Consider the following 17,317-nt stretch of genomic DNA (forward strand, 5'->3'; position numbering starts at 1 on the left):
GGGCGAGCAGTGGAACATTATATTAGTTTATTTGTAAAAGCGGTTTTCATCGAAAACTTAGCTTTAGCCTTCTTCCTAGGTATGTGTACTTTCCTTGCAGTATCAAAGAAAGTAACTACGTCAATCGGCCTAGGTGTGGCAGTTATCGTGGTACTAGGTATCTCAGTACCAGTAAATAACTTGGTTTATCACGCTGTTCTTGCACCAGGTGCATTAGAGTGGCTTGGCTACCCAGAAGCAGACCTTAGCTTCTTACGTTTCTTGACTTTCATCGGTGTTATTGCAGCACTTGTACAAATTCTTGAAATGGCATTAGATAAGTTCTTCCCTGCACTTTACAACGCGTTAGGTATCTTCTTACCACTGATCACAGTTAACTGTGCGATCTTCGGTGCGGTATCTTTCATGGTTGAACGTAACTATAACTTCGGCGAGTCTGTTGTTTATGGTATCGGTTCAGGTGTGGGCTGGGCACTAGCAATTACTTTACTTGCTGGTATCCGTGAAAAAATGAAGTACTCAGACGTTCCTGATGGCTTACGTGGTTTAGGTATTACTTTCATCACTGTTGGTCTTATGGGTCTTGGCTTTATGTCATTCTCTGGTATTTCACTTTAATAGGTAGCGAGGATAAATCATGAATGAGATTTTCTTAGGTGTTGGTGTTTTCATCGCTATCGTTGTTATTTTAGTTTTAGTTATCATTGGTGCTAAATCTAAATTAGTAGCAAGCGGCGATATCACCATCGGTATTAATGGCGACCCAGAAAAAACTATTACAACATCAGCAGGTAGCAAGCTTTTAGGTGCACTAGCTGATTCAGGTATCTTCGTTTCATCTGCGTGTGGTGGCGGTGGCTCTTGTGGTCAGTGTCGTGTACACATTCATTCAGGTGGCGGTGATATCTTACCAACAGAACTTGATCACATCTCTAAAGGTGAAGCTCGTGAAGGCTGTCGTTTAGCGTGTCAGGTAAATGTTAAAAACGACATGGAAATTGAACTTGAAGAGTCAATTTTCGGTGTTAAGAAGTGGGAATGTACTGTTATCTCTAACGATAACAAAGCAACGTTCATCAAAGAACTTAAGCTTGGTATTCCTGATGGCGAATCAGTACCGTTCCGTGCAGGTGGTTATATTCAAATTGAAGCACCAGCTCACCACGTTAAATACGCTGATTACGATATTCCTGAAGAGTATCGTGGCGACTGGAACCACTTCGGTTTCTTCAATCTGGAGTCTAAAGTAGATGACGAAACAATTCGTGCATACTCTATGGCTAACTACCCAGAAGAAGAAGGCATCATCATGCTTAACGTGCGTATCGCTACGCCGCCGCCAAGAGACCTAAGCCTGCCATGTGGTAAAATGTCTTCGTACATTTGGTCACTTAAAGCAGGTGATAAAGTGACTATTTCTGGTCCATTCGGTGAATTCTTCGCGAAAGACACAGATGCGGAAATGGTATTCGTAGGTGGTGGTGCAGGTATGGCACCAATGCGTTCACATATCTTTGACCAACTTAAGCGTTTAAAATCTAAGCGTAAGATGAGTTTCTGGTATGGTGCACGTTCTAAGCGCGAAATGTTCTACGTAGAAGATTTTGATGGCTTAGCTGCAGAAAACGATAACTTCGTATGGCACACAGCACTGTCTGATCCACAACCAGAAGATAACTGGGAAGGTTACACAGGCTTCATCCATAACGTACTTTATGAAAACTACTTGAAAGATCATGAAGCGCCTGAAGATTGTGAGTTCTACATGTGTGGTCCTCCAATGATGAACGCGGCAGTTATCAACATGCTAAAAGATCTTGGTGTAGAAGACGAAAACATCTTATTAGATGACTTCGGTGGCTAACACCATACACAAAACAATAAGTTTTGGTTAGAATACAGGCCTCGTAGCACTCAGTGTTACGAGGCTTTTTTATTTCTATACCTAATTGTGTGGTATCCAAAAGGTGAATGCTATGAATAGAGTGTTTTATCGCCAAGGCTTGATGGCCTTTTTCCTACTAACTATGACTTTACTCATGGCTGGCTGCAGTCAAGCTGATAAGGCCGAAGAGCTTTATTTTGAAGGTAAGACTATGGGGACTACCTATCATATAAAGGTGTATGCAGAGCCATCGCAACTTGCAGGTGTTGATTTACATCCTGAAATTAAGCAAGTGCTTAAAGATGTAAACCAATCAATGTCGACTTACATTCCTGATTCAGAAATTAACCAGTTTAATCAACTACCAGCAGGGCAGGTGATGCCAATTAGTGCTGATTTTAGAAATGTGGTAGCTGAATCAATCCGCCTTGGTGAATCAACAAAAACGTTAGATGTCACTATGGGGCCCCTAATTGACTTGTGGGGCTTTGGTCCAGATAAAAAGCCAACTAAGCGCCCAACGGATGAAGAGTTGGCTGCAATGGTTGCTAAAATTGGCGTTGATAAGCTTAAACTTACTGATGCGGGTTTGATGAAAACAATTGATGGTTTAGAGCTGTCATTTTCTGCAACAGCTAAAGGTTATGGTATTGATAAAGTAGCAGAAGTAATTGAAAGCCATGGCCTGACTAATTATATGGTTGAGATTGGTGGTGAGCTACGTGTATCGGGTATTAAGCCAGACAACATCACGTGGAAAATTGCAATTGAACAGCCAGATGCTGAGCCAGGCGTTCGTAAAGTACATAAGGTAATTGAACCAGGTACCAATGGTATTGCGACATCGGGTGATTACCGAATTTTTTACGAAATGGATGGTGTAACATATAGCCACTTAATTGATCCAATGACAGGCATGCCGAGTCGTCATGATTTAGTATCTGTAACTGTATTAAGCCCATCAGCAATGACAGCCGATGGTTTAGCTACCGCACTAACTGTGATGGGCATGGAGCGTGCGCAGAAATACGCAGAAGAGCACGATTTGCCTGTGTATTTAATTGGTAAGTCTGACAATGGCTTAGTGACATATTCTAGCCCCGCTTTTAAACCTTATTTGTAGCAGGGCAAGAAGCAGTGTATACCCAAGCCGCCCCAAGATGCAGAATTCAGCGTTTCACAGGTGCTTAATATCAAGGCGTTACTTTGCAAAATGGCAGTCCCTTTTAAGAAGTAACAACGATGAGAGTAAGCGCCTGTGAAGCACCCAAAAGGTTGGTTTAAAAGCGATTTATACTGCGTTATTGATTTTAACAATAGAACCACTATTGCTTGCAATCAATGCCTTGCCTAAATCACTTTTAATTCCAACTGAAACTCGCACCTTGGGGTGGTTTGGGTATATAATACATGCAGCCCAATACATTGGGCTTGATTTAATTGCTGACGATAGGGGCAAAGCAATGTCACTTTTTCTTCTAACATTTGGTCTACTTATTTTAATTGTGGCAGCGATGGCTGTCGGCATGATTGTGCAAAAGAAATCTATGGCCAGTAGTTGTGGTGGCTTAGGCGCTGTTGGAATTGACAAAGCCTGCGACTGTGACGACCCATGTGACAAGCGTAAAAAGCGCATGGCAAAAGAACAAGCCTGGAAAGAGAATCAAATTCTTTAACCACAAAAAAGCGCCTAGAGGCGCTTTTTTAATACCTAAAATTTACAAGGACAGTCACTGTTAAATATGTTTTATGTGGACAGTCATCTTTATTTTTAAACCGTGGCTTTTAACTTTTTAGCGGCTAATCATTTGGTTTTAACGTTAGCTCAATGACCTGAACGTACTCTTCATTATCAAACTTCAAATTTTCTAACGTAATAACACCTTCAACTTGTTTAAAGTTAACAGGTTTTGAGGTCTTTAAATTTGTTGCAGACTTGATAGGAGTTGCAAGTTCTATACTTAATGTATCTGCTTGCCAGTTGAGTATATGAATAAAAATACTCTCATTATTATGAGTGCTCACTCCCCAGTTTTGCGGGGAAATAGGGCCGCCTCGAGTGCCGTATATACTCTTACCGAACACCTTTAGCCACTGACCAATTTCGGCAAAGGTTTTTAGGTTTTCTGGTTGGATTTTACCGTTTGGCATTGGGCCTGTATTAAGTAAATAATTAGCGTTTCTTCCAGCGGCACTTACTAAGGTTTGCACGAGCTCTTTAGTCGTTTTGTAATTATCATCAGTTAAACTGAATCCCCAGCTACCGTTCATTGTTTGTGCCATTTCTAATGGTAATTTACCTAACCGTTCTTGATTAGTAGGAAGCTGTTGTTCAAAGCCCTGATAATCCTCACCTGGAACAGTGAATCTGTGGTGGTTATTTACGATTAAGGTTGCAGGCTGTAGTTCATGGATCATTTTATAAGTGCGTTGTAGTTGCCAGTTATCCCAATTGTGGGAGTCTTCTTGATCCCACCAACCATCAAACCAAATACCACCAATTGGCCCATATTGAGTTAAAAGCTCTTTTAGTTGTGCATCTTGAAATTGCAGGTATTTTGCCCAATCACCACTTTTTTCTCGTTTGGTGTAATGGCCTGTTCGACCCCATGGATAGTAATCTGGGTGATGCCAATCAAGTTGTGAATAATAAAAGAAAAGTTGTAAACCATGTTTTTGAGCCGAGTTAGCGAGCTCTTTGATAGGATCTTTTTTATAAGGTGTACTATCGACAATATCAAAATTAGAAACTTTACTGTCGTACATGGAAAACCCATCATGATGCTTTGAAGTAATAACAATATACTTTGCTCCAGCATCTTTAAACGCCTTAACCCACTGTTCTGCATCGAAGCCTGTTGGGTTAAAAAATTCAGCTAAACGTTGATACTTGGGCCCCGAAATTCGTAAGTCTTCCATGATCCACTCGGCTCCATACGGGCTTCCTACACCACCAAGTTGACTATACAGTCCCCAGTGTAAAAAGATACCAAACTTATTATCTTGAAAACGTTCTCGGGCTTTTATGTTTTCAGGAGCGGGTGTGTAGGCTTGTGCTTTATCTGGGTCAATTGCAACCCCGGTTCCAGCGTGCCCAAGGCTCGAAAAAACAAGTAATAGGTTGATCAGTACGCAATTAAATGTACTCACTTTATACCTCATAAACTAGATTCTTTACTTAAAAGTAGCAGGAAATCATTGAGCGAAAAGTAAAGCAATTATGCATATTCGAAAATTTTATATATGCAGAAACAAAGGAATACGATGTTAAAAGTAAAACTCATTTACACGGACAGTCACTTTTAACTGTTCAGTTATTATTGCGGCAAAACAGATTTTGTCTACACTTTAGTTACAGCTAATGGATTTCAAATTATCAGTTCAAGGAGTGGACGATGGCTTTAGCAAGGAAGCGGCAAATCTGTTTGTCGAACACCAAGTATTACCATTGTGTTTCCCGTTGCGTTAGACGCGCTTATCTTTGTGGAGAAGACGCACTCACAGGTAAATCATATGAACACCGTCGAGGGTGGGTTGAAGAACGCCTACTTTTTCTTGCAAAAGTGTTTTGTATTGATGTGTGCGCTTATGCGGTGATGAGTAACCATACTCATGTTGTGCTTTATGTTGATGATAAAAAAGCAAATAGGTTATCGGATAAGGCCATTCTCTTACGTTGGTTTAAGCTCAGTAAAGCAACGCCTTTAGGTCAAAAATTCCTTCATGGTCAGCCGTTAAGTGACGGCCAACAAGTCTTCTTAAATAAAGAGGTTACTGAATACAGAGCGCGCCTTTCGAGTATTAGTTGGTTCATGCGAATGCTAAATGAATATATTGCCAGACGTGCAAATAAAGAAGACGAGTGCACGGGGCACTTTTGGGAGGGGCGTTTCAAAAGCCAGGCGCTCCTTGATGAACCTGCTCTATTAGCATGCATGGCCTATGTTGATTTAAACCCTGTTCGTGCAAAGGTCGCGAGATCGCCTGAACAATCTAACTATACAAGTTTTAAAAAGCGATGCCAAAGCGTAAAGGATTCAAAACAACCTAAGTTACTAGCTCGTTTTGTTGGTGGGATGAGTGAGTATAAATCAAAGGGAATACCTTTTGAGTTAAAGTCATACCTGTTACTGGTCGAGCAAACTGGGCGTTGTATTTGTACGGATAAGCCCGGATATATAGAGCATCATTTACCTCCTATTCTTGAAAGGCTGAATTTCGAACCGAAAAAATGGTTAACACTAACAACTCAGTTTGAAAATTTATTTCATGGAGCTGCAGGTAGAGCTGGGGCTATTGAACGTTATTGCAGTAAAACTGCCCGTAAGCGACGAAGTAACCTAACAAGCTGTAAGTTATTACTTGCTAGCTAAGCTTTAAAATAAATCTCTTTTAATTTTTGTAAATTATTGCTGCACTCTTGTACTTTCCATTCGCAGATAGCTATACCTTTTATCCTGGTTTTTATTTGCGTATTAAGCCAATAGGGTAGGTTGCCTGCGGAACGAATATTTTAGATCAAATAATCTAAGGTCTTTGAAGGTTTAGCAGGCACTTTTAACAGTGCCTGTCTTTCCAAATCGTGTTTATTCTAAATTGATTAACTCAGCCCCTAAAATAGCGTACTTATTTTTACCGTTTGCTTGTAAGAAAAAGGCGGCAGGTGCATGAAGTGAAGGTATTGATGTGAATACACTTTTGCACGCGTATACAGGCCATGTTGTAGCGTTATCTAGCATACTAATGTCGCCAGAAAAGCAATTGTACCCTTGTTTTAAAAGCGCTTTATATTTACTTTCTGTAAGCGTCAACGACTCATTTAAAACAAAACTGTTACCGGTTCTAAAGCTTAGGCTGCTTGCATCCAAACTCGTGTAACCTTGACGGATACTGCTTATATCACCCAATTCTTTAATTGTGGGTGACTGTCCTTTGTTATTGACTGCAATATCTATCTGGTAATCACCTAGCTCACTCTTTACAGTTACATCGTCTATTAGTAAGTCTACCCAATTGTCTTTAGCATTAAATGGAATGGCGTGATACTGGGCTATTTTAGCGCTTTGCCACTCTCCCGAAGTTATTGAATCAATGGTCTTTTTATATAAAACACGGTTAACTTTACGGGCTATTTGTCGGTTTGGGTCGTTTGGGTAAGCACCTGATTCAATTAATATAGTTCGGATACCTTTTTCTGAAAAAGTATCACCAAAACTACGGTAAGAGTAACTGTCGTTGTACTTCCCCAAGTGCCCTGGGATCATGGTTTCAACCGTTTTGGCTAAATGAGCAATAAACTGCATAGTCTCACCACGAATTTTATTTACTTCTCTTGCTTCATTATAGGCAGGTGCTAGCACTGAAATAGAGGTTTGTTTTCCCATTTTACCTGCACCGTAATATGCATTCTGATCATGTAAATTAAAGCCGAAGTCAGGTTTGAATTCATTTGCTGCAGCCATGAGTATTTGTCCTTCTTTTGTGCGAAGGGATTTTGCATCACGATTTAAATCAATGCCTTGAGCATTATGGCGGGTTTGAACAGCAGCGCCGTCTGGGTTCACCATCGGGATTATGAGAAGGGTTATTTTCTGTTGCCAGCTTTGTAGCCATTGTGCGTTTTCATCTGCGGTTATAAAGCTTAAAAAATCCATCAGTGCGGCAGTTGCTGTATTTTCATCGCCGTGCATTTGGCTCCACATCATCACTTTGATTGGGCCTGTGCCGATTTTAAGAGAATTAAGTGCCTGTCCTTGGAAAGAGGTGCCGATTTGTTTTAATACGACGCTGGGGTGTTTTGCTGCGCTTTTTAAGTGGGGTTCTATATCGGCGTAGTAAATCGCAGGTTTATCTAAGCCAGCTACAGCGGTATCTTCAATCGTTTTTGCAATTGTTGTATTACTCAATGCCAAAAGGGCTGTGGCGAGTGCGTATTGGCGCATAATTATCTCTTTTATTCTTTATTTTGATATTTGTAAGAATATTATATTTTAACTTGTTTGGCTAATCCTTGTTCAGTAATAAAGCTTCGATTGCTACTGACTAAGTATGCTTTAAATCGCTATTTTTATGCTATTTTCTTTTTCTTCATTGCTTTTCGCTATATAAAATACAGTATTAATTTTAATTACTTAGCTTAAAAAAAGACTGATTTTTTACGTTTTGTTATCAAATTGATAAACAACACTTAACCTTGCGCTGTTAAATTCTACTTGTACCGTCTGTTGACTTTGTTATACTCCACATCGAAATTTCAGTAATTACTGAAACTTTATTGATGAAGATCATGTTACCGCATTAAAAAATAGGGTAAGCCACTTACCTGAAATGCAGTAAAAGCGATAAAAGGCGTGAGTTTTGCGAGCAATTAATCAGTCACAAGGTGTCAAACAGTCTAGTTTAGCTAGATTGCAATTGGCTGCGCGTGCGTTTTTTGCTGGTAAAGAATTAATGTCAGTTTTAGCCTTGTTGCTGATTAATTCAGCTATGCTAATCAACGGTACATTAGAAGATGCTCACGGGCTAAGAAGCTTATTAAGCGAAGGTGCTTTATACGAAACACCATTACTTAATGTCTTGAGCTTTTTAGCTTACCCAGTGGTGTCTTGCCAGTTACTAATTGGTCTATGCTGGTTGGTCTTCCATTTCTTCCCTGCGCGTCGTGCAGGTGTCATTTTACGTAAAGCGGCCTTCGCTGCGCGTGAAACGATAAAGTCTTTAGTAGTACACAGCGCTCATGGCTGTCGTGCTCCTCCTCGTGTAAGTGGTTGTCTGTAAATAAGCTTTGTTGCTTAAGTTCAGCCATTTTAGTCGTTTACTAAGTTGTCTTTACTAAGCACCTAGTGGGCTTTTTACGCCCAAATTTCAGTCAGCCAACCTAAAATCCCTCACTTTTTAGCGTGTCGATTTGTCGTGCTCGTTAATCAGCAGGGGATATCTGTAGCATCTGTTGCAGAAAAGCGTCGTGTACTTATTTCGACAAGTGTTAACTTTTAGGTTGTAGGATATTCCTTTGTCAATTCGAAACCTTTGTAATATTGCTCTAGCGTCTTTAGTGCTTGCTTTGTCAGGCTGTAAAGGCGGGGTACTCGATCCAAAAGGTCAAATTGGTGTCGACGAGAAGTATTTAATTATCGTAGCTACGGTGTTAATGCTGATTGTTGTAATTCCAGTTATTGCCATGACAATTTATTTTGCATGGAAATACCGTGATGGACGAGATCAAGAAATTTACGCTCCAAAGTGGGCGCACTCTACCAAGATTGAAGCTGTAGTTTGGACCATTCCTATCATTATCGTTGCGATTTTAGGTGTGATCACATGGCAGTCAACACAACAACTTGACCCATATAAACCACTTGAAGGTAAAGGTAAGCACCTTACTGTTGAAGTTGTTTCTTTGAACTGGAAATGGTTATTCATTTATCCAGAGCAAGGTATCGCAACAGTAAATGAACTTGTTTTTCCTGCCAATGTGCCAGTGCAGTACAAGATCACCTCTGAAAGCACCATGAACTCGTTTTTCATCCCACAGCTTGGTAGCCAAATTTACTCAATGGCCGGCATGGAAACAAAGCTTCACCTAATCGCTGATGAGCCTGGTACTTTTAAAGGTTTCTCTGCTAACTACAGCGGCGCAGGTTTCACTGGTATGAAGTTCGATGCCATTGCAACAGCCACTGAAGCTGATTTCGATGCATGGGTTAACAAAGTGAAAAACACCGGTTCTGCACTGACTAAGCAAAGCTATGTTGAGCTTGCAAAACCAAGTGAATACGACCCAGTTAAATACTATGCCAGCGTAGATAAAGATATGTTCCATTCAATCGTAATGAAATATATGCAAGCGCATGGCTCACACGCTGCAATGCAACACGCTATGCCTGAGCACTCTGCTCACAAGAAGCACAGCGAGGACGAGGAATAATCATGTCGTTGTTAGGTAAATTAACATTAGACGCAATCCCGTACCATGAACCAATTATCATGGTTACCATGGCGGTCGTTGCTGTCTTAGGTCTGTTAGTGGCAGGCTTAGTAACAAAATATAAAAAATGGGGCGTGATTTGGCACGACTGGATCACCTCAATCGACCATAAGCGTTTAGGTGTTATGTACATCATTCTTGCGCTTATCATGCTTTTCCGTGGTTTCGCGGATGCTATTATGATGCGACTGCAATTAGCAATGGCTACCGGCGGTGCAAGTGGTTACTTACCACCAGAGCATTATGACCAAATCTTTACGGCGCATGGGGTGATCATGATCATCTTTATGGCGATGCCGTTTATGATTGGTTTAATGAACATCATTTTACCTCTGCAAATTGGTGCTCGTGATGTTGCATTCCCATTCTTAAATAACCTTAGCTTTTGGTTAACTGCTGGCGGTGCAATTCTTATCAATATCTCATTATTCTTTGGTGAGTTTGCAAAAACGGGTTGGGTTGCATATCCACCGTTGTCTGAATTGTCATTCAGTCCAGGTGTCGGGGTCGATTACTATATTTGGGCCTTGCAGATATCCGGCTTGGGTACCTTATTAACAGCGGTAAACTTCTTAGCAACCGTATTTAAGATGCGTGCGCCAGGCATGACATTGATGAAAATGCCAATTTTCACATGGACATGTACATGGGCAAATATCTTAGTGGCAGCATCGTTCCCTATTTTAACAGCGGTACTGGCAATGCTTACCCTTGACCGTTACCTAGACTTCCACTTCTTTACGAATGCGGCTGGCGGTAACGCGATGATGTACATCAACTTATTCTGGGCATGGGGTCACCCTGAAGTTTACATTCTGATCTTACCTGCGTTTGGTATTTTCTCAGAAGTAATCTCTACGTTTGCGGGTAAACGTCTGTTTGGTTATAAGTCGATGGTTTACGCAAGTGGTGCAATTTCAATTTTAGGTTTCATCGTTTGGCTTCATCACTTCTTTACGATGGGTTCAAGCGCTAACGTTAATGCCTTCTTTGGTGTTATGACCATGGTTATTGCAGTACCGACCGGGGTTAAGTTGTTTAACTGGCTGTTCACTATGTATCGTGGTCGTTTACGTATTACTGTGCCTGTCCTTTGGACTTTAGGTTTTATGGTGACGTTCACTATCGGTGGTATGACGGGTGTTCTACTTGCAATTCCAGGTGCTGACTACGTATTACATAACAGCTTATTCTTAATCGCTCACTTCCATAACACTATTATTGGTGGTGCGGTATTTGGTTACTTAGCAGGTTTTGCTTACTGGTTCCCTAAAGCAATGGGCTTCAAGCTTGATGAAAGCTGGGGCAGAAAGTCTTTCTGGTGTTGGTTAATTGGTTTCTTCGTGGCATTCATGCCGTTATACGTACTTGGTTTCTTAGGTATGACACGTCGCTTAAACCACACTAACAACCCTGATTGGAATATCTGGTTATACATTGCAGCTGGCGGTGCGGTAATCATTCTGTTCGGTATCTTATTCCAAGTTGTACAACTTGTAGTGAGCTTCAAAAACCGCGAGCAACTTGATGATACAACGGGCGATCCGTGGAATGGTCATACTCTTGAGTGGGCATCTGCTTCTCCTCCGCAGTACTACAACTTTGCAAAAATCCCACATATTGATGACATCGATGCGTGGACAGACATGAAAGAAAAAGGCCTAGCTTACAAACAAGAAACGTCTTATAGCCCAATTCACATGCCAAAAAATACACCGGCAGGTGTGTTAATGAGCGCAGGTATAACAACCTTCTGTTTTGCCATGATTTGGCACATTTGGTGGCTTGCAGCCTTTGGTTTACTGGGTGCTATCGTTGTATTCATCAAGCGTTGTTACACCAGCGATGTAGATTACTACGTGCAACCAGATGAAATTGTTGAACTAGAAACGGCTCACAATACAGCCGCTACGAAGGAGGTGAATGCATGAGTGCCATTCCTGCTGGACTAGACACCTTAAACGGCGCACACGGTCATGTCGATGCACATGACCATGAGCACCACGATACAGGTGGTAACACCGTATTTGGCTTCTGGCTATACCTTATGACTGACTGTCTGCTGTTTGCATCATTCTTTGCAACCTACGCAGTATTGTTCATGAACACCGCTGGCGGTGTGTCGGGTAAAGACATTTTTGAACTTGATTTTGTGGCGGTTGAAACCGCAGCACTACTACTTAGTAGTATCACATTTGGCTTTGCGATGATCTCTGCTCACGGGCAGAAAAAGGCGGCTACGTTAACTTGGTTGCTGGTTACCTTTGCTTTTGGCGCTGTGTTCATTGGTATGGAAGTGTATGAATTCCATCACCTAATTGCACACGGTAATGGCCCACAACAAAGTGCCTTTTTAACATCGTTTTTCTCTTTAGTGGGCTTACACGGTCTTCACGTTACTGCGGGTCTAATTTGGATGACGGTAATGATGATTGAAGTTATTCGCCGTGGTTTAAACCCACAAACAGTGACACGCCTAAGTTGTTTAAGCTTATTCTGGCACTTCTTAGATGTGGTGTGGATCTGTGTATTTACCGTTGTTTATTTAATGGGAGCAATGTAATGAGTCACAGTGAATCACATGTAATTAATAACTTAGAAGTACACGCACATAATGAGCAATCACATGGCAGCGTTAAAGACTATTTAATTGGTTTTGTATTGTCAGTGATTTTAACGGCTATTCCATTTTGGGCTGTAATGAGTGGTTCGTTTTCTAAAACGACCACCGTATGGTGCATAGTGAGCATGGCAATTGTGCAAATTTGGGTGCATTTGAAATATTTCTTACACCTAAACTTCAAAACTGAAGACGGCAAAGCAAGTTCAATGTCGTTTATCTTTAGTGCTTTAATCATCGTGATGGTGGTTGGTTTGTCGGTGTGGATCATCTACGAATCGAACGCCATGATGATGTACTAATAACAATTACTTTGTAATTGGTAAAAAGATTTACGAAAGGAGCTGGTTAGTCTGAGGTTGTGTCTCCAGTTCTTACAGTCTGTTACTAACTAGTTTCTTTCGTAATATTGCGTTTGTGCTGAAAATTAGAGGAGTCGAGGAAGTGTTTCGACGTTATTTAAATGTCACTAAACCTGGCATTATCATGGGTAATTTGATTTCTGTCGCGGGGGGATTCTTGCTAGCCTCTCGTGGTGACATTGACCCATGGTTAATGATCGCAACCTTGCTAGGGTTATCTTTAGTAGTGGCATCAGGATGCGCGATTAATAACGTAATTGATCGTGATATTGATGTTGCTATGGCGCGCACTCGCAAACGCGTCACAGTGACTGGCGAAATGTCAGCAAAGGCGGCTATGGCACATGGCATCGTGCTTGGTGTTATTGGTTTCGGTTTATTAGCTGTGTATACCAACGTAGTGGCACTCTTATTTGCTACTTTTGGTTACGTCATCTACGTAGGTGTGTACAGCTTATATATGAAACGTCGTTCTGTGTATGGCACCTTTGTAGGTAGTTTATCTGGCGCAGTACCGCCTGTTGTGGGTTATTGTGCCGTGACTGGGCAGTTTGATGCCGGTGCTGTGATTTTATTGGTCATGTTTAGTCTATGGCAAATGCCTCATTCATATGCAATTGCAATCTTTCGTTATAACGACTACCAAGCGGCCAGAATTCCCGTGTTACCTGTAGCGCAGGGGATCGAGAAGGCAAAGCATCACATTGTTTTATATATCGCCGTGTATGCGTTGGTTGTGATGTTATTAACCATTAGTGGTTATACAGGTTTAGCCTTTATGGCTGTAGCCTGTACAACGAGTTTTTGGTGGTTGCTAATGGCGCTCCGTGGCTATCGTCGCAATATTGATATAAGCGGGTGGGCGCGCCAAGTGTTTGCTTTTTCAATTGTAAACATCACGGTTTTGAGCATAGCGATGGCTTTAGATTACCATTCAGTAGCTCCACAGCTACTTGTTTTAACTTAGAAAAAAGTTGCTAACATATCCCAATGTTACAGTAGCAAAGGCCCGGAAGTCTCCTCCGGGCCTTTTTTCTTTATCGTTTTTAAAAGCGGGCAGCTTGCTCTACCACAATGCCATGACGAGCCGCTAAACGGCGATGGTCCTTATCATAACCACCTCCAATTACTGTTGCGACAGGCACATTGTGCTCAAGGCAACGCTTGAGAACTAAATGGTCGCGTTGCTCAATCCCTTGCCAGCTTATATCGAGTTTCCCTAAACCATCTTGCTGCCAAACATCAACACCTGCATCATAAAGCACTAAGTCTGGGTTTAAGGTGTTTAATAAATAACTCAGCGTATCGTCAACTACGCCTAAGTATTCACTATCAGCGACATTCGGCGCTAAACCTATGTCTAAATCACTGGCTGATTTGCGAAACGGAAAATTCTTCTCACAGTGAATAGAGCAGGTATAAGCATAAGGCTGATGCGCTAACATCGCAGCGGTACCATCACCTTGATGAACATCTAAGTCAAAAATAAGTACATTGGTCACTTCACCACTTTTTATCAGGGTTTCACTGGTAAACGCGAGGTCGTTTACCATGCAATAGCCCGAACCAAAATCAGTATGTGCATGGTGAGTGCCTCCAGCTAAGTGGCAAGCAATACCATGTTTAAGTGCTAAACGTGCCGTTTGCAAGGTGCCCAAAGGAGCGGTAAAAGTACGTGCCATTAGCTCTTTTGACCAAGGTAAGCCAATGCGGCGCATTGCTTTTTCATCTAATCGATTGTGCCAAAGGTCGTGGATATAGTTTTCGCAGTGCACTAATTCAAGAGGCTCAGGGCTGCCGAGCAGTGGTTGAGTTAGGTTATCATTTATTAATCCAAGGCTTTGTACATGCTCATATAAATAAGCAAACTTACTCATCACAAAGCGATGGTTAGGATCGAAACTAAACGAGTAATTTGGGTGATACACCAAGGGTAAGTGGGGATTTAACTGCATAGCTCATTGAATAGCTGAATTTGCTACAGCATAACGAATCTACCGATAAAAGTTTACTCTGGCGCGTGAATTAAATGGCCTAACTCGCGATGTAATAATGCTTCATCACCCAGATTTAGCTCAATCAACCGTTTTAAGTGAGTAATACTATCAATATCGATATGTTCACAGCGAAGGCCTGCATGTTGATGCTCAACATGACATAGCTCCACTTGCATTTTAATCTCGATTGATGACTCTGGCAGGGTAAAGATTAAGTCAGCTTTACTATGAATAGGCACTAAAAATGAATCACTTTTAGTAATAAGCGCACCTTGCAAAGATAGATCAAGTAACTGACAGTGATAGTCGTTACCTTCAATGCGAAGTATCGCAGGGCAATAAAATAATACCCGCGAAAACTCTCTGCGTTCATTCATAGCTGTATCTCCAACTTTATTAACGTATACCAATCCTTAATAATACTTAATCATTTTGAGGGATTAAACCTGTCGCTAACTGCGTTAAAAACTTCTGATTTACGACTGCATGGATGCAGAAGGTAGAGCAATGCAGGAGCAATTGCCGAGCATAACTAAATAACGAAATTTTTGCCTTGCTATCAACGAGGTTTCCTTGCCTCAAAATTGACTACATAATTAAGCGAATTGGTATTAATAAGTATAGATCATAATGGAGTGAGTGATAGTAAAGCTTACTGCAACAAAAAAGCCCCTAAGTTGGGGCTTTTTAAGTATCAGCTAATTAGCCAATTTTTTTGTATTTAATACGCTTAGGTTGTGCCGCTTCTGCGCCTAAGGTTTTCTTCAACCACTCTTCGTATTCTGTGTAGTTACCATCGAAGAAGTTAATTTGGCCTTCGTCACGGTAATCAAGAATATGTGTAGCAATACGGTCAAGGAACCAACGGTCATGCGAGATACACATTACACAGCCAGGGAACTCTAAAATAGCGTTCTCAAGTGCACGTAGTGTTTCAACGTCTAGGTCATTGGTTGGCTCATCCAGTAGTAATACGTTACCACCTGCTTTTAATAGCTTAGCTAGGTGTAAACGGTTTCGCTCACCACCTGATAAGTCTTTAACGAATTTTTGTTGGTCGTTACCTTTGAAGTTAAAGCGGCCAACATAGGCACGGCTTGGGAATTCAAAGTTACCAATTTTCAATACGTCTTGACCGTTAGAGATTTCTTGGAAAACCGTGTTGCTCTCGTCCATGTCGCCACGGAACTGATCAACCGTTGCAAGTTCAACGGTTTCACCAACAATGATCTCACCGCTATCTGGCGTTTCTTCACCACTTAGCATTTTGAATAGTGTCGATTTACCCGCACCATTGGCACCGATAATACCTACGATAGCGCCTTTCGGCATTGCAAAGTTTAGGTCATCGATTAATACGCGATCGCCAAAACTCTTCTTCAGGCCTTTCACTTCGATAACTTGGTCACCTAAGCGTGGACCCGGTGGAATGAATAGTTCATTCGTTTCGTTACGCTTTTGGTAATCGTTTTGCTGTAGCTCAGAGAACTGTGCCATACGTGCTTTAGACTTAGCTTGACGGCCTTTCGGATTTGAACGAACCCATTCAAGTTCTTGTGCGATTGATTTTTGACGTGCTTTTTCAGATTTCTGTTCTTGTTGTAAACGTAAATCTTTTTGCTCAAGCCACGATGAGTAGTTACCTTCCCAAGGAATACCTTCACCACGGTCAAGTTCTAAAATCCAACCTGCTACGTTATCTAAGAAGTAACGGTCGTGGGTTACAGCAACTACGGTACCTTCGTAGTCGTGTAAGAAGCGCTCTAACCAAGCAACTGACTCAGCGTCTAAGTGGTTGGTCGGTTCGTCAAGAATAAGCATATCTGGTTTTTCAAGTAGTAAACGACAGATCGCAACACGGCGACGCTCACCACCCGAAAGGTGTTCAATTTTTGCATCCCAAGGTGGAAGACGTAATGCATCAGCTGCACGCTCTAACACGTTGTCGATATTGTGACCATCGTGTGCTTGGATGATAGCTTCAAGTTCACCTTGCTCTTTCGCAAGTGCATCGAAGTCAGCACCGTCCATTGCATACTCGTTGTATACTTCATCAAGACGATTAAGTGCATTTTTAACTTCGCTTACTGCTTCTTCTACTGTTTCGCGAACTGTTTTGTTCTCGTCTAGCACGGGTTCTTGCGGTAAGTAACCGATTTTAGTGCCTGGTTGAGGGCGAGCTTCACCTTCAAAGTCTTGGTCAACACCAGCCATAATGCGAAGTAACGTTGATTTACCTGCACCGTTTAGACCTAGTACACCAATTTTTGCGCCTGGGAAAAAGTGTAAAGAAATATCTTTTAAGATAGTGCGCTTAGGTGGCACAACCTTAGAAACTCGACTCATCGAGAATATAAACTTATCTGGTAACACCATGAAAGGAGCCTTCAATTTATAAGAAAAATTAACAGCGTATATTGTAGAGGCTCTGTCGCGTATACGTCAACGAAACAGGCTTTTATGGGC

General features: G+C 41.5%; 16 protein-coding genes. 11 read left to right on the forward strand and 5 right to left on the reverse strand.

All coding sequences use genetic code 11. From position 1 onward, the window contains the following. Positions 1-9 precede the first annotated feature (9 nt). From nqrE to nqrM, 4 genes are all read left to right on the forward strand, one after another. Positions 10-618 carry an NADH:ubiquinone reductase (Na(+)-transporting) subunit E gene (gene nqrE, locus NH153_RS17500; protein ID WP_016708692.1) on the forward strand — a complete coding sequence of 203 codons (609 nt, stop codon included), beginning with the start codon at positions 10-12 and terminating at the stop codon, positions 616-618. Between the two features lie 19 nt (positions 619-637). Beyond that, positions 638-1,864, forward strand: a complete 1,227-nt coding sequence (gene nqrF, locus NH153_RS17505) for an NADH:ubiquinone reductase (Na(+)-transporting) subunit F (RefSeq protein ID WP_063706299.1) — start codon at positions 638-640, stop codon at positions 1,862-1,864. A 112-nt stretch (positions 1,865-1,976) separates the two neighbouring features. After that, positions 1,977-3,008 carry an FAD:protein FMN transferase gene (locus NH153_RS17510; protein ID WP_063706301.1) on the forward strand — a complete coding sequence of 344 codons (1,032 nt, stop codon included), beginning with the start codon at positions 1,977-1,979 and terminating at the stop codon, positions 3,006-3,008. A 340-nt stretch (positions 3,009-3,348) separates the two neighbouring features. Beyond that, a complete protein-coding gene (gene nqrM, locus NH153_RS17515; RefSeq protein ID WP_036966498.1) occupies positions 3,349-3,561 on the forward strand; it encodes a (Na+)-NQR maturation NqrM in 213 nt (70 codons plus the stop codon). 124 nt (positions 3,562-3,685) lie between these two features. On the opposite strand, the gene NH153_RS17520 is transcribed toward nqrM, so the two are convergent. After that, positions 3,686-5,035, reverse strand: a complete 1,350-nt coding sequence (locus NH153_RS17520) for an alpha-L-fucosidase (RefSeq protein WP_205630236.1) — start codon at positions 5,033-5,035, stop codon at positions 3,686-3,688. A gap of 245 nt (positions 5,036-5,280) precedes the next feature. Here NH153_RS17520 and NH153_RS17525 point away from each other — a divergent pair, with 245 nt between their 5' ends. Continuing rightward, positions 5,281-6,258 carry a transposase gene (locus NH153_RS17525; protein WP_063706306.1) on the forward strand — a complete coding sequence of 326 codons (978 nt, stop codon included), beginning with the start codon at positions 5,281-5,283 and terminating at the stop codon, positions 6,256-6,258. Between the two features lie 213 nt (positions 6,259-6,471). Here NH153_RS17525 and NH153_RS17530 read toward each other — a convergent pair whose 3' ends face one another. Then, entirely contained in the window at positions 6,472-7,827 is a 1,356-nt protein-coding gene (locus NH153_RS17530) for a M14 family zinc carboxypeptidase (RefSeq protein ID WP_063706308.1), read from the reverse strand. Between the two features lie 415 nt (positions 7,828-8,242). Between NH153_RS17530 and NH153_RS17535 the strand changes: the two genes are divergently transcribed. The 6 genes from NH153_RS17535 to cyoE all read left to right on the forward strand — a co-directional run bounded on the left by NH153_RS17535 (position 8,243) and on the right by cyoE (position 13,821). Next, positions 8,243-8,662, forward strand: coding sequence for a hypothetical protein (locus NH153_RS17535; RefSeq protein ID WP_063706310.1), 420 nt, complete (start codon positions 8,243-8,245; stop codon positions 8,660-8,662). A gap of 235 nt (positions 8,663-8,897) precedes the next feature. After that, a complete protein-coding gene (cyoA, locus tag NH153_RS17540) occupies positions 8,898-9,812 on the forward strand; it encodes a ubiquinol oxidase subunit II (protein ID WP_063706312.1) in 915 nt (304 codons plus the stop codon). Between the two features lie 2 nt (positions 9,813-9,814). Continuing rightward, positions 9,815-11,803, forward strand: a complete 1,989-nt coding sequence (gene cyoB, locus NH153_RS17545; protein WP_063706314.1) for a cytochrome o ubiquinol oxidase subunit I — start codon at positions 9,815-9,817, stop codon at positions 11,801-11,803. Then, on the forward strand, positions 11,800-12,435 hold the full coding sequence (cyoC, locus tag NH153_RS17550) for a cytochrome o ubiquinol oxidase subunit III (protein ID WP_063706317.1): 636 nt from the start codon (positions 11,800-11,802) through the stop codon (positions 12,433-12,435). Before cyoB ends, cyoC begins: the two co-directional genes overlap by 4 nt. Beyond that, positions 12,435-12,794, forward strand: coding sequence for a cytochrome o ubiquinol oxidase subunit IV (gene cyoD, locus NH153_RS17555; RefSeq protein WP_063706320.1), 360 nt, complete (start codon positions 12,435-12,437; stop codon positions 12,792-12,794). Before cyoC ends, cyoD begins: the two co-directional genes overlap by 1 nt. Positions 12,795-12,936: 142 nt before the next feature. Continuing rightward, complete coding sequence (gene cyoE, locus NH153_RS17560) at positions 12,937-13,821, forward strand: heme o synthase (RefSeq protein ID WP_063706322.1); 885 nt, start codon at positions 12,937-12,939, stop codon at positions 13,819-13,821. 79 nt (positions 13,822-13,900) lie between these two features. Here cyoE and NH153_RS17565 read toward each other — a convergent pair whose 3' ends face one another. From NH153_RS17565 to ettA, 3 genes are all read right to left on the reverse strand, one after another. Beyond that, positions 13,901-14,809 (reverse strand): histone deacetylase family protein, encoded by a 909-nt coding sequence (locus tag NH153_RS17565; RefSeq protein ID WP_063706325.1) that lies wholly within the window; start codon positions 14,807-14,809, stop codon positions 13,901-13,903. A gap of 53 nt (positions 14,810-14,862) precedes the next feature. Beyond that, positions 14,863-15,228 carry a PilZ domain-containing protein gene (locus tag NH153_RS17570; RefSeq protein WP_063706328.1) on the reverse strand — a complete coding sequence of 122 codons (366 nt, stop codon included), beginning with the start codon at positions 15,226-15,228 and terminating at the stop codon, positions 14,863-14,865. A gap of 325 nt (positions 15,229-15,553) precedes the next feature. Further along, a complete protein-coding gene (gene ettA / locus NH153_RS17575; protein WP_063706330.1) occupies positions 15,554-17,227 on the reverse strand; it encodes an energy-dependent translational throttle protein EttA in 1,674 nt (557 codons plus the stop codon). Positions 17,228-17,317: the final 90 nt, after the last annotated feature.

Origin of the sequence: Pseudoalteromonas gelatinilytica (genome assembly GCF_001641615.1) — a bacterium.
Classification (GTDB): domain Bacteria; phylum Pseudomonadota; class Gammaproteobacteria; order Enterobacterales; family Alteromonadaceae; genus Pseudoalteromonas; species Pseudoalteromonas gelatinilytica.

What these genes read in the sequence shown, in the direction of transcription:
- cyoB (WP_063706314.1), top strand. Translation starts at nt 9,815, where the DNA reads ATGTCGTTGTTAGGTAAATTAACATTAGACGCAATCCCGTACCATGAA.
- NH153_RS17530 (WP_063706308.1), bottom strand. Translation starts at nt 7,827, where the DNA reads ATGCGCCAATACGCACTCGCCACAGCCCTTTTGGCATTGAGTAATACA.
- NH153_RS17570 (WP_063706328.1), bottom strand. Translation starts at nt 15,228, where the DNA reads ATGAATGAACGCAGAGAGTTTTCGCGGGTATTATTTTATTGCCCTGCG.
- cyoD (WP_063706320.1), top strand. Translation starts at nt 12,435, where the DNA reads ATGAGTCACAGTGAATCACATGTAATTAATAACTTAGAAGTACACGCA.
- NH153_RS17525 (WP_063706306.1), top strand. Translation starts at nt 5,281, where the DNA reads ATGGCTTTAGCAAGGAAGCGGCAAATCTGTTTGTCGAACACCAAGTAT.
- nqrM (WP_036966498.1), top strand. Translation starts at nt 3,349, where the DNA reads ATGTCACTTTTTCTTCTAACATTTGGTCTACTTATTTTAATTGTGGCA.
- nqrF (WP_063706299.1), top strand. Translation starts at nt 638, where the DNA reads ATGAATGAGATTTTCTTAGGTGTTGGTGTTTTCATCGCTATCGTTGTT.
- ettA (WP_063706330.1), bottom strand. Translation starts at nt 17,227, where the DNA reads ATGGTGTTACCAGATAAGTTTATATTCTCGATGAGTCGAGTTTCTAAG.
- NH153_RS17510 (WP_063706301.1), top strand. Translation starts at nt 1,977, where the DNA reads ATGAATAGAGTGTTTTATCGCCAAGGCTTGATGGCCTTTTTCCTACTA.
- NH153_RS17565 (WP_063706325.1), bottom strand. Translation starts at nt 14,809, where the DNA reads ATGCAGTTAAATCCCCACTTACCCTTGGTGTATCACCCAAATTACTCG.
- cyoC (WP_063706317.1), top strand. Translation starts at nt 11,800, where the DNA reads ATGAGTGCCATTCCTGCTGGACTAGACACCTTAAACGGCGCACACGGT.